Genomic DNA, 12198 nt, shown 5'->3' on the forward strand with positions numbered 1-12198 from the left:
GAAGGCCTGTCATTACAGAGCCCGTTCTGTCTCAAAGCGGGTGCAAAGATAAAGAATAAAATAACTAAATACAAAATAAAAAAAGAAGTATTTTTCAATATTTATTAATAAGAACTGGCACTTGGCTTAAACAGAACGGATTATATTAAAAAGTTTTTTTAATAGGTAGTCATAAATTTAGGTTTAATAACGACTCCAAGCCTTATTCTCTGCCGATATTGATTATAATCTAACATCGACTCTCCGTATCCATTATAATATTGGAGAAACAGGTATTGGTTGTCGTCACTAAACAACCTGACCGAGAGATTTAACTCGATATTAGCATTCAGGTTTACACCACCACGCTTTGTTACTACACAGCCAACATTATACTTCCTCTTGGGACTGGAATAATTGAATGCAACGAATCCCCAACCTGAATACTTCACAATATCTTTATTGTTTTCCCCATCCACTATAGGAATCCACACCTTCGTCTGAAAATCCCAATGATCGTCTATTATAAAATAGGAACTGAATGATACTTTATTCCAACTTCGGGAATCAATATCTCCCTTACCATTCGATTCATGCTCGAATTGCAGGGATATTGTTCCCAAAAAACGGTTATCACGTACCAATGCTTTACCCAGCCCCAGAGTAGGGTTATAGTTCAGATCGCGAAACGGAAAAGAGTTCTGAAAAACATTCCAGAATGCCTTCTGGCTATAGGTGAGGAACAGGTATGTCTTGAACGGCAAGGTACTATTGGTCAGCCGGTGACGAATACTAACCTGAAATTTGGCATCTGAATTTGTTTGAGTAGGCTTCTTAAACATATCTGTACCTACGACAAAGTAATTATCTTTATATATGCCAAAAGAGGGTAAAGCATCCAGCTGCTTAATTATACTATCGGCATTACTCAGCTGCTTTGACGGGCCAAATATAGAACCCACTATGGCATCTGTTTTATGCGATATAAAAGCTTTAATGTTGTTTGTTACAGTGTCTGCTTCGTTCCGTTCTGCCCTGATAGTGTCTTGCAATGCCTCGCCCTGTGCATACAATGATGTGGTTGCCATCAGACAGACAACAACCAAAAAATAAAGATTTCTCATAAATCTATTCTAAATCATTTCTCTATTAGTTCCGAAAGCACCTCGTATGCTATCGGACAAGTTGCTGTATTTTTAACAGTTAGCTTATAAATTTGTTCAAATTTTTTACGATCGGTATGAGGGTATTCCCTACAGGCTTTGGGGCGATGCTCATAAATAGAGCAATAATTGTCGGGCATGAGAAACGGACACGGCATTGTCTTAAATACATAATCCCCATCTTCGTCGATCTTCAGATAGGCATCCATTACTTCGGCAGGCTTCATTCTCAGGGCTTTTGCCATACGCTCTATATCTTTATCATATAAGGCAGGCCCTAGCGTTTTACAACAATTAGCGCATGATAAGCAATCGATTTTTTCCGAGATACGGACATGAAGGTCATGGACTATCAAGTCCATTTTAGTCAAACGTTTCTTATTCTTCTTGTAGTATTGTAAAAATAATGGCTTCGATTTTTCTGCCATTAAACGCAAGTTTTCATACTCTTTCATTCACTCTGTCTTCGGGGCGGGTTATCTCTCCTATCAAGGGCACTTTCATTCTGATTTTCACGTCTTCTTTTTCGTACTTATGCCCTATAAGAAACATCAGCTTGGTTATCGCCGCCTCGAATGTAGCATCCGAACCGCTGATGACTCCGGCTTTCAGCAACTCCCTGCCTGTCTCATAGCGCTGCATATCTACCATACCAGTGTTGCACTGTGTAATATTCAGTATCACAACTCCACGCTTCACAGTTTCGCGTATGAGGTCTATAAACCAAGGCGACAACGGAGCATTACCTGAGCCATAGGTTTCCATTATTATGGCTTTAATATTTTTCAGTGTCAGAATGGCCTCTACGGTTTGCCGGTCTATGCCCGGAAAAAGTTTTAACGTGCCAATACGGTTGTCGAGACGATAATGAAATACCGTTTTTTTATCGTAATCGGGTTGATGTATTACTTTGCGGTCGTATCGTATCTGGATACCCGATTTCGCCAGATTAGGATAATTGTATGATTTAAAAGCATTGAAATTGTCAGCATTTACTTTCGTCGACCGGTTTCCCCTGAGAAGGTCGTTCTGGAAAAACACACATACTTCGGGAACAATAGGATTACCCAGTATATCCTTGTCGGCAGCGATTTCAAGTGCTGTTATCAGATTTTCTTTTGCGTCAGTCCTTAGTTTTCCGATAGGCAACTGGGCTCCGGTAAGTACAATGGGCTTATGCAGATTCTCTATCATAAAACTAAGAGCTGAAGCTGTATAGGCCATTGTATCTGTACCATGCAATATGACAAAGCCATCATACTGATTGTAATTATTCTCAATGGTATGTACCAGTTTTTTCCAATGCTCGGGTGTAATATCCGATGAGTCTATCACCGGACTGAAAACGATGTGATCGACTTGAAATCTAAAACGTTGAAGCTCGGGCAGGTGGCTATTCAGATGCGCAAAATCGAACGGCTCGAGAGAACCGGTATCCGGATTTTCAACCATCCCGATAGTTCCTCCCGTATATATTAATAATATATGCGCATTTACATCAATCATGTCAGCTATGCTTTAGTAACTGTTTAAATTTGACCGAAAATATTTCATATAACTGTTTCTGATTATTCTTTGACTCTTATTTTTATTCTTTCTTCTCTATTTTCTACTTTCCACTCTTGGTTTAGCCCGCTAAACCTGCGAATAAAAAGAAAAAATATATTTGAAACAATACAAAATAAAATTGCTAATCAAATTTAAACAGTTACTTAGATTTGTAAAAATAATCAAATTAATCATATACAAGTATTATTTTGAAAGTATTTTGAAGTTTTTACCCATATTTTCCCGAATATAAAAAGCAAATTGATCAAAATCGACCTTCATACAGCCAAAAACAGCCTTATAAACATGACATATGGAAATTTCAGACATATCTGTTTCGCAAAATATAGAATCCGTCGGAATCTCTCTTAGCGAATCGGGGTTAAAATACTCTCCTACAGACAATTTAAATCCCAGCCTGATTAACTGACGCGTCTGGTCTGGATTCCCGCGATATCCATGTATTATCCAAGGAATGCTAGTTTTGTACTCTTTATACAAAGAGATCAGCTCGTCCCAAGCTTTTACACAATGAATAATCAGCGGCTTATCTACACCGACAGCAAGTTCTATCTGCTGTCTGAATACAGCAATTTGTGCACTCATATCAGGCCCCTGTAATTTATCGAGACCAACTTCTCCCACAGCTAATACGGCATCATCCTTCACGATATCGGCAAGCACATCAAGCTCAGCAGCATCTTGAGCATACCAAGGATGTATTCCGCAAGAAAACCATCCGCCTGCATATTCCTGCTTTTTACTGTGAAAGCTTTCGGGATATGTATTCAGAATACATTTAACCTCATAGTCTGCGGCATCTTCGATTTTTACCTGATGGGTATGGATATCGTACAAATACATCTTCAAATGATTAACCTAAATAAAAAACGAGGTTATCCTTATTTTGTTCAGAAAACCTCGCTAACTTTTATCATTCTTTTATCAATTTACCGGATAAGGCTGATAAATTCTTCTCGGGTTTTCAACTGATTGAACACTCCTGTAAAATCGGAGGTGGTAGTCGTTGAGTTCTGCTTTTCGACACCACGCATCTGCATACACATATGCTGGGCTTCTATTACAACCATCACGCCGAGTGGATTGAGCGTTTGCTGAATACATTCTTTTATCTGAAGCGTCATACGCTCCTGCACTTGTAAACGGCGCGCAAAGACATCGACAACACGCGCTATTTTGCTTAGTCCTGTTATATAGCCGTTAGGAATGTAAGCAACGTGCGCTTTTCCCCAGAAGGGTAGCATATGATGCTCGCACAGGGAATAGAAATCGATATCTTTTACAATAACCATTTGCCTGTAATCTTCTTTGAACAGGGCTTTATTGAGTATTTCCTCCGGATCTTCCCTGTAGCCCTTCGTCAGGAATTGCATAGCTTTGGCAACTCTCTCGGGTGTTTTCAGTAAGCCTTCTCTATCTGCATCTTCACCTAAGAGTTGTATAATATGCTTATAGTGCCCCGATAGCAGGTCTATATTTTGTTCTTCTTGCATTATGAAGAGTTTTTATCTGATGAATTATTCCGAAACGCGTTTTACGACATCGGATACTACATACATCTCCCTGCCGAAAGACGGGAATGTACCTTTCATTTCTTTCAATACTGCTTCGGCATCTTCTCGTTTGAGAAAGTTGCCTACGCGCAGACGCCAAAACGGCGAATGGAAACTGACAGTCGTCTCCATATTCGGATAAGCTCCGCGTATTTGTGATTGTTTGTATTCGGCTTCTCTTTTGGATTGTTGTTGGTTGTTACCCGAGAATACCTGAATCTTATACCCTCTCACTTTGGTATATTCGGCCGTAGGGTCGATGATACCTAAAGCCTTCGTTGTATCTGCGACATGACCAGCCTGACGTACAGCAACTATACCGTCTATGGACTCATCCTGCATCACTTTTACTTTTCCCTGCCCCAGCTTTGGCAAGTTAATGTCTTCTATGATCGTTCTTTCACCACTTTGGGCAAAAGCCGTAAGGGTACAGAAACAAAAGGCAAGGAATATGTGAAGAGTTTTTTTCATATTCATATTTTTAAAAATAGTATTGAGGAAGCCTTTTATAGTTTCCCCAATACAATATGTTGTGCGGATTAGAATCCTTCGATAACCGGCATAAATTTCTCAACATCGAGAGAAGCACCGCCAATAAGACCACCGTCGATGTCAGGACAAGCAAACAGTTCTTTTGCATTACCTCCGTTAGCACTACCTCCGTAAAGGATAGATGTATTATCTGCTACTTCCTTGCCATATTTGTCAGCAATGGTTTTGCGGATAAAAGCATGCATTTCCTGTGCTTGTGCCGATGTCGCTGTCAGACCTGTTCCGATAGCCCAAACCGGTTCGTATGCGATTACAATTTTAGAAAATTCTTCAGCCGAAAGGTTGAACAAGGCATCTACTGTTTGTTTCTTAACCACATCGAAATGAATGTTTTTTTCTCTTTCGTCTTTTGTTTCACCGATACAGAAGATAGGATGAAGGCCGTTAGCCAGCGCTAAAAGCACTTTTTCTTTCAGTATAGCATCTGTTTCTCCATAATATGTACGACGCTCAGAGTGTCCGAGTATCACGTATTTAGCACCTGTAGAAGCTACCATAGCAGCCGAAACTTCGCCTGTGTAAGCTCCTGAAGCCTTGTCTGCACAATTTTGTGCCGCTACATTAATTCTCTTATCGCTGATAGCACCCGAAACCAGTGCAAGGTGGATAAATGGTGTTCCAAGAACTACTTCGCAGTTAATTTTATCTCTGTCTGCCAAAGCTACCTGGAGTGCTTTAACAAACTCAATTCCTTCCTGAAGATTCTTGTTCATCTTCCAGTTTCCAGCAACAATGTTTTTTCTCATGATCCCAATTGTTTTTATTTAAATTATTATTCTGTAATATTCTCTCCTGTTTCTTCCTGTTTCTCAGCGGTTTCTTTCCTCCTTCTGTAGACTAAAGCGTCAAACCCTTTCAGACCTAACAGTGGCAAGAAAAAAACGACACATATATAGAACAAGTTTTTCCTGTCTTCTGTTTTCATATCTAATAGCTGTCCGTATGGCAACTCTGGTAAAGGCTTTGCCAGATCGCTTTCTTCGGGTACGGCTATACCCGCCCATTTATTAATGATGACACCGTTTTTAAACAGTATCAGTCCGGGATTGGAACGGATCATTGTCTTCAATGCTCTTTCGTCCATCGAGCAAAACTCGAAATTGATGACATTCTCATTTGCCCACGACATAATTTCGTCTGTAGGTGAGGCTGTCAGGCAGTAAAACTTGTATCCGTAATCGCTGGCATAAGTCTCTACATCTTCGAAAACACTGAGGTATGAATCATTCATCTTTTCAAGTAACGGAGTTATCATCAGAAAGACATATCCGGTATCGGACAGCACTTCTGTTGTAATATCTTCCTGTTCAAGCAACTCTGTCTTCTGCGGGTTGAAGCTAAGCTTGTTTATAACGAAGTCCTTGATAGGTGATTCCACTCCCTCGTTTATAATCTTCGTATCCATCCTGACAAATACCCATGTACTGTCTTCCCAAGGATAGTTCTCTTCGGTAAATTCTTTTTCTACTCCGTCTTTTGCATACACCAGCGTAGTTTCTTCATGTCTGCCTTTCCCTTCTTCTACATCCATTAGTTCGGGCAGGTTCGCTCCTATTTTGTATGGGCGAAAATCGATCAGCGGATCAAGCACATAATTGCGGAATGCAAACAATCCTATAAAGATGAATATGTAAAGGAATGCCAGCCAGTAGGTTTTGCCTGTAAAGAAATTGCTTATACGTTCGCAATATATAAATACAATGATGGAGCAAGCCAGAAGGACAAGATTCTTATAGAAGGTTTGCCAGTTAGTGATGATCAACGCATCACCGAAACAGCCACAGTCTTCTACCGGATCGTTTATCGCCAGATACAGGGTAAGCAGGGTCATAAAGACCATTACAGCGAGTGTCAGCCGCGAATTCCATTTACGGTAAAGCCCAAAGAGCATACAGGCTCCCATAGCAAACTCAACAATACTTTGGACTACCGAACCTGTCATTGCCAGAAAGGAAAGAGACGACAGGTTGAATGCAGCCAGATAATCCTCAATTTTGTAGGCCGTTCCGTATGGATCTACGGCTTTTACAAAACCGGAAAAAATAAAGGTAACTCCCAGAATAACCCGTGAGATTTCTACTGCTATCTTTATTAAAATATCTTTTTTACTCATCGCCTATTTAGCCTTCGCTATCGGGATATTCGAGTTTGATAAGCCCGAAAAGCGAATAATTAACCATATCCATATAGTTGGCATCAACTCCTTCGGATACAATGGTTTTTCCTTTGTTTTCTTCTATCTGCTTTGTACGGTATATTTTTGTCAGAATCAGATCGGTGTATGAACTGATACGCATCGATCGCCATGCCTCGTCGTAATCGTGATTCTTAGCATACATCAACTCCTTAGTTTCGGTCATGTGTTTGTCGTACAATGCCAGCACTTCTGCTTCACCAAGATCGACACTGTCGGAAAAACCGAGTTCGAGCTGAATAAGCCCGATGATACCATAGTTGACAATACCTATAAATTCGGGAGCTATACCTTCATCTATAAGGCTCACTCCTTTTTCTTCTATACTGCGAATGCGTTTTGCCTTGATCAGTATCTGGTCTGTAACCGACTGTGGACGTAGGATGCGCCACGAAGCGCCATAATCTTTCAGTTTCTTTGCAAAAAGATTACGACATATTGCTATCACATGCTCAAATTGTTGTTTAGTATCCGCCATGTTAATATCACTATTTTCAGGCTACAAAGGTATGAAAATTAATTATAAATTATGAGTTATAAATTATGAATTGCGAAGCAATTGGCAAAGCCAATATAAGGGGCGTGAAAATTTTCGCCTGTAACTATCAACGGGCGAAAGATTTTTCGCCCCTACAATGAATCCGAGAATTTTGTGATGATTATCGTGGTTTAGTTAAAGAAATGGATACCCCTACAGAAAAGTAATAAAGAAAAAATAATGACAATTAAAAACCGACGGAATGAAATGTAGTCAAATGCGTTACATTAGCCTCGCCTTGGCTTCGGCGATCGTTGACTGTTACCTTTTTTAATTAATAAACAGTAGATAAACCTGTTACCTTTTTCATCCGATACAGGTAAATGTCGGCTGCATGGATACTATCAGTGGTCATGTACAGGCCATCGAGCGACTGCCTGAATTTTCTGAAATCGGACTGAATAGCTTCGCGTTCCTGATGCACTAAGACAAACTCATCGTGAAGAAATTCTTCCCCGCTTACTTTTTCGAGAACGAAGGGCCTGAGGTCTTCAGTTTTATCAGATACTAATACCTGAAATCTGTTGTGAGGAACAATGAGTTGCAAGCGCGGCATCACATGATAGGAAAAGCTATTTGCCAGAAATATAGTTCTTTGGGGCTGTAGCTTTCCGTTCATTACAAAGCCTCGTATTTTGGCATTCGCTATCTCCATACGGTCATAATACTTTATACCGGAATATAATCTCACACCGCCATCAATAAATAACAGCAGCAGGAACAGGCAGGTGAGTTTCTTATAAAGCGGATATTTTATAGCCTTTGCCAGAATGAATGCCAGACTCAGTGCAAACAAAGGGAATGAACAGGTCATGAAACGAGTTACCAGCACCGGCAGATATGTAACAGAGATTAGGGCGCCTATGGCTATGGGAATAAGGAAAGCGATGAAAGCAACAGCAGCGAGCATGACCGTTTTGTCTTTCTCCCGATATCCACCGACAAACACTTTCAATGTAATGATCAGTTGTATAGCCATTATGACAATCAGCCCGACCATCATCTGTACTTTGGTGAAATCCAGAAATGGTAGCCAGACCTCTTTCGGAGAGTAGAAATAGTAAATATGCAGAAACAGGTCGTTAATAGTCAACGGCTTTATCCAGTAATCTTCAGACACCATTCCTATTTGATTAACCAGTTGCAGAAACCAAGCCATATAGACTAAAGTGAATATACCACCACAAACGAGAACCCATTTCCAGTTTTTGTTTGTCCTGAAAAGGAATATAAAGAGCAGGGCGTAGATACCGGCAATACTCAGCAGCCCATAATTATGAAGATATGAGGCACAGATACCGGTTACAAGAAATAGCAGCCAGTCCTTTTTTGCTCCCCTGTCGAATATGGAATATGCAGATAAGGCGCATGCAAGTACAAAGAACATTGTCCACGAATACATACGTATCTCCGTCACCAGATATTGCGTGACCGGAAACAAAATAACAAGCAGTATGAAAAGAATGGCAACCTTGTCTCCGAACAGTCTGCGAACAGGAAAGCAGCCTAACAAAAGAGTAGCTACAACACCAAGCGCAGAGAATAATCTAAGGGTAAACATCGATTCTCCAAAGACAGCGCTGAATGTCTTCAATCCCCAATAATACAGAGGTGGGTGAACATCGGATGCGGTGATCTTAGCTATGTCGCCATACGAGGCTTTTGCCATAAATACGGAATATACGTCATCGTACAGGAAGGTAGTGTCACTGTAATCGAGATAGATAAACAAGCCTGTTGCCGAAAGTAGCAATAAAGTATATATGAATATTTTGGTAAAGCTCTTCATTTACGATTATTAGGGTTACGCCATTCCAGCGATTCCATCATACGTACTATATCTTCTCTGATAAAAGCCACTACTGGGGCAATAGAATCGGGATCCATTTTCTGGTCGAAATACAAAGAACCTCTGAGAAAACCACTAAGATTATCTGTAATATAAAACTGGAGAGGCACAGCAACAGAGCCTTTTATATCGTATATAATACCCGAAGTATGCTGTAAGGAATCGGCAAACTGAGATTGGGAAATACCATCGGCTTTCGAGGCATGGCTATACGCCAGCTGATAACTATCGTCCAGAGCCTTACTCAATGTATGCCTGTCGACAGGCAGATATGTACAGTATATAACAGCGTTGTATGAGGGATAAGAGATATTGAACCAAAAACCGTCCTGACCTGCTTTTGGCACTTCCTCGAGCAAAGTACTTGCAGGGTAGAGAAAGGAGAAGCGGGGATATTCAAATCTAGCCATTCTCGTCTCCACCCTCTCTATGCGTGGATATCCTGCCGGCTTGGGAGTGTATTCATTACACGACAAGAAGACCAGTATGAATATGAATGGAAAAAGCTTTCTCATATATAATATCTAAAAATAAAACAGATTAAAGCAAACAGTATCCTATTTGTATTAATCTGCCTATCTTATTATTAGAATTCTATCGGAAGAAGGTCACGCCTTCAAGTATTGGTTAGAAAGGCAAGTCGTCCTCTTCTGACAGATTACTTTGTGTATTATAATTATTGATGGAATTGTAAGGATCTACAGCCGGTTGCTGCGCAGGATAGGTTTCTCCTTCTTCGCGCCTGCGGCTACCCAGCAATTCCAGATTATCGGCATATATCTCGTTCACATACCGTTTTACCCCGTTCGCATCATCGTAGGTACGTGAGCGTATCTTTCCCTCTACATATACCTGTACGCCTTTGCGAACAAATTGCTCTGCCACTTTAGCCAGACCTCTCCAGCATACAATATTATGCCATTCGGTGCGATCGGGTATCTGTGTTCCATTGGCGGCTGTGTAGCCCCGTTCGGTGGTAGCCAGTGTAAAATTGGCTACGACACTTCCATTATCAAAGTATTTTACATCGGGATCTTTTCCTACATTCCCTACTAATATCACTTTATTTATCGACATAATTTATCTTGTGGTTTTTGCATTAATATCCACAAATATAGGAAAAATTTTCACTCTGTAAGATTCAATATTCCTTTTCTTTCTCTTTTCCTATCGAGACCATTTTTTGCAAGAATAATGAATTGGGTATAACGATCAGTTCCCCCTCTTTTGTGCGTAGGTGAGTATAGAAAGTAAGTATTATTTCTATGGTAGCATCTATTGGCATATCTTTATCCAGAATCTGTATCTGGTCTCCTATACGGAACGGTGCAGTAAAGAAAATGATAATACCTGCTGTCATATTGCTAAGCAATGACCATTGGGCAAAAAATGCCACTCCGATAACGGCAAAGACAGAAGACACCGCTATCAGCATATTCTGAGGGCGCACTCCCCATATTATAGCCAACGTTACGATACATCCGATATTGATAAGGATATTGATAATATTAACAACGTGCAAAGTACGGGGCTCGGACTTTAATGTCATCAATCCATACTTTTTCACTATTTTCCCTACTATATATTTGGATGTGGGTGTTATGAATATAGTGATCGCTGTAGCAATTACCTGAGGAAGATATTCTTTCATTATATTTATCATTATTGATCGGCCCTTAAAAGATAGAGTAAGCGATATGTAACCATCCTGATTTGGCTGACACTACATCATATAAAATCGCTTCGGGGCAAAGGTACGCAATATTTTGAGATTTATAAAGAAGGTATATTCTCTTGGAATGTAATGAAGAATAAAGAAGTTTATCTATATGGCAGTTATAAGTTAACCACAGAAAAGCGTTCTTTGAAATATTATATTTAAGATTTAAAACATTGAGATTTTTGTAAGATTCGTAAGGTTTTAGTTAAAAACAAAAAAAAGACGTAACCAACCGGCTACGTCTCTAATTATATATTGTTGTCTATTTTGCATAATATATCATTCCGTAGCCAGAATTCCAGTTACCAAGATATTCTGCTCTATACTTAACTTCCTTATTCTCATCTGTATATGGAACAATATATCTAAACTTAACATATACAGCAGTCGCTTCGTTACCATCGTACTTAGGAGTATAGCCACGTAAAGCATTAAAATTTCCTACAGAAATGAAAGTATCTCCACTACCGTCACCACTTTCTTCTTTCTTGATAAAGCGAACGTCTATAATAATTTGGTTGTTGGCAAAGCCTCCTTCTACACCGTCTTTATCGAATTGATTTTCTGCATCGTAATAGAAATATACATCAATCTTATCATCTTCTTTCAGGTTTTTCACACTATAACTAAACACCCAATTATCTTTGAAAGCTGCTTCATAAGGAGTAGCGTAGGGGCTATAGTCCCTTATACTCAGGTTGCTTACATGGATGCTATCACTCTGCACATTTTCAGGCAGATTCTTGTAAGGCTTATAGTTCGTAATAATATTCGATTTAGTCAATGCCTTACCATTATTCTGGACATTGATATATTCTGCAGTGTAATAACCAGTTGTACCTTCAGCATTCACCTTGAAACCAATATAATAGCATTGTCCTACTTGCAGATTACTCATTTGATCGGAAGGGCCTACTATTCGCCCTATCTCAGTAGAGGCATATTTTACTCCATCCTCCTGATCAATATATGCAAAGGCTGTTCCTTCACGAGAATTATCACCATCCCCCAAACAGGATGACATCAATACAGCAACGAATAAAGCGCCGCTAAAAAGCTTTAATAGAGATACTTTCATATT

At 39.8% G+C, this 12198-nt stretch carries 14 protein-coding genes; all 14 read right to left on the reverse strand.

The features are described 5' to 3' along the window. Nucleotides 1–158: 158 nt before the first annotated feature. A complete protein-coding gene (locus tag M2448_RS18275; protein ID WP_280647645.1) occupies nt 159–1103 on the reverse strand; it encodes a phospholipase A in 945 nt (314 codons plus the stop codon). A 14-nt stretch (nt 1104–1117) separates the two neighbouring features. Further along, nucleotides 1118–1570 (reverse strand): YkgJ family cysteine cluster protein, encoded by a 453-nt coding sequence (locus tag M2448_RS18280; RefSeq protein ID WP_280647644.1) that lies wholly within the window; start codon nt 1568–1570, stop codon nt 1118–1120. Nucleotides 1571–1583: 13 nt separating this feature from the next. Further along, a complete protein-coding gene (locus M2448_RS18285) occupies nt 1584–2648 on the reverse strand; it encodes an asparaginase (protein WP_280647643.1) in 1065 nt (354 codons plus the stop codon). A gap of 246 nt (nt 2649–2894) precedes the next feature. Beyond that, nucleotides 2895–3554, reverse strand: a complete 660-nt coding sequence (locus M2448_RS18290; protein ID WP_280647642.1) for a TatD family hydrolase — start codon at nt 3552–3554, stop codon at nt 2895–2897. Nucleotides 3555–3640: 86 nt separating this feature from the next. Continuing rightward, nucleotides 3641–4207 (reverse strand): GTP cyclohydrolase I FolE, encoded by a 567-nt coding sequence (gene folE / locus M2448_RS18295; protein ID WP_280647648.1) that lies wholly within the window; start codon nt 4205–4207, stop codon nt 3641–3643. 21 nt (nt 4208–4228) lie between these two features. Then, on the reverse strand, nt 4229–4735 hold the full coding sequence (locus M2448_RS18300; protein WP_280647641.1) for an SPOR domain-containing protein: 507 nt from the start codon (nt 4733–4735) through the stop codon (nt 4229–4231). A 68-nt stretch (nt 4736–4803) separates the two neighbouring features. Continuing rightward, entirely contained in the window at nt 4804–5562 is a 759-nt protein-coding gene (gene tpiA / locus M2448_RS18305; RefSeq protein WP_280647640.1) for a triose-phosphate isomerase, read from the reverse strand. Nucleotides 5563–5588: 26 nt separating this feature from the next. Then, a complete protein-coding gene (locus M2448_RS18310; protein ID WP_280647639.1) occupies nt 5589–6929 on the reverse strand; it encodes a BT_3928 family protein in 1341 nt (446 codons plus the stop codon). Between the two features lie 7 nt (nt 6930–6936). After that, entirely contained in the window at nt 6937–7488 is a 552-nt protein-coding gene (locus M2448_RS18315; RefSeq protein ID WP_280647638.1) for a DUF1599 domain-containing protein, read from the reverse strand. Nucleotides 7489–7822: 334 nt separating this feature from the next. Further along, entirely contained in the window at nt 7823–9337 is a 1515-nt protein-coding gene (locus M2448_RS18320; protein WP_280647636.1) for a glycosyltransferase family 39 protein, read from the reverse strand. Beyond that, nucleotides 9334–9912 carry a hypothetical protein gene (locus M2448_RS18325; protein ID WP_280647635.1) on the reverse strand — a complete coding sequence of 193 codons (579 nt, stop codon included), beginning with the start codon at nt 9910–9912 and terminating at the stop codon, nt 9334–9336. Before M2448_RS18325 ends, M2448_RS18320 begins: the two co-directional genes overlap by 4 nt. Nucleotides 9913–10024: 112 nt before the next feature. Continuing rightward, entirely contained in the window at nt 10025–10474 is a 450-nt protein-coding gene (ssb, locus tag M2448_RS18330) for a single-stranded DNA-binding protein (RefSeq protein ID WP_280647634.1), read from the reverse strand. 64 nt (nt 10475–10538) lie between these two features. Next, the gene (locus M2448_RS18335; RefSeq protein WP_280647633.1) at nt 10539–11048 is read right to left on the reverse strand and encodes a mechanosensitive ion channel domain-containing protein; all 510 of its coding nucleotides are present in this window, start codon (nt 11046–11048) and stop codon (nt 10539–10541) included. 331 nt (nt 11049–11379) lie between these two features. Further along, entirely contained in the window at nt 11380–12195 is an 816-nt protein-coding gene (locus M2448_RS18340) for a hypothetical protein (protein ID WP_280647632.1), read from the reverse strand. Nucleotides 12196–12198: the final 3 nt, after the last annotated feature.

This window comes from Dysgonomonas sp. PF1-14 (assembly GCF_029892965.1).
GTDB lineage: Bacteria > Bacteroidota > Bacteroidia > Bacteroidales > Dysgonomonadaceae > Dysgonomonas.

Excerpts from the sequence above, each read along its gene's own strand:
- tpiA (WP_280647640.1), bottom strand. The coding sequence starts at position 5,562 with ATGAGAAAAAACATTGTTGCTGGAAACTGGAAGATGAACAAGAATCTT.
- M2448_RS18320 (WP_280647636.1), bottom strand. The coding sequence starts at position 9,337 with ATGAAGAGCTTTACCAAAATATTCATATATACTTTATTGCTACTTTCG.
- M2448_RS18285 (WP_280647643.1), bottom strand. The coding sequence starts at position 2,648 with ATGATTGATGTAAATGCGCATATATTATTAATATATACGGGAGGAACT.
- M2448_RS18290 (WP_280647642.1), bottom strand. The coding sequence starts at position 3,554 with ATGTATTTGTACGATATCCATACCCATCAGGTAAAAATCGAAGATGCC.
- M2448_RS18300 (WP_280647641.1), bottom strand. The coding sequence starts at position 4,735 with ATGAAAAAAACTCTTCACATATTCCTTGCCTTTTGTTTCTGTACCCTT.
- M2448_RS18325 (WP_280647635.1), bottom strand. The coding sequence starts at position 9,912 with ATGAGAAAGCTTTTTCCATTCATATTCATACTGGTCTTCTTGTCGTGT.
- ssb (WP_280647634.1), bottom strand. The coding sequence starts at position 10,474 with ATGTCGATAAATAAAGTGATATTAGTAGGGAATGTAGGAAAAGATCCC.
- M2448_RS18310 (WP_280647639.1), bottom strand. The coding sequence starts at position 6,929 with ATGAGTAAAAAAGATATTTTAATAAAGATAGCAGTAGAAATCTCACGG.
- M2448_RS18340 (WP_280647632.1), bottom strand. The coding sequence starts at position 12,195 with ATGAAAGTATCTCTATTAAAGCTTTTTAGCGGCGCTTTATTCGTTGCT.
- M2448_RS18315 (WP_280647638.1), bottom strand. The coding sequence starts at position 7,488 with ATGGCGGATACTAAACAACAATTTGAGCATGTGATAGCAATATGTCGT.
- M2448_RS18335 (WP_280647633.1), bottom strand. The coding sequence starts at position 11,048 with ATGAAAGAATATCTTCCTCAGGTAATTGCTACAGCGATCACTATATTC.
- M2448_RS18280 (WP_280647644.1), bottom strand. The coding sequence starts at position 1,570 with ATGGCAGAAAAATCGAAGCCATTATTTTTACAATACTACAAGAAGAAT.
- M2448_RS18275 (WP_280647645.1), bottom strand. The coding sequence starts at position 1,103 with ATGAGAAATCTTTATTTTTTGGTTGTTGTCTGTCTGATGGCAACCACA.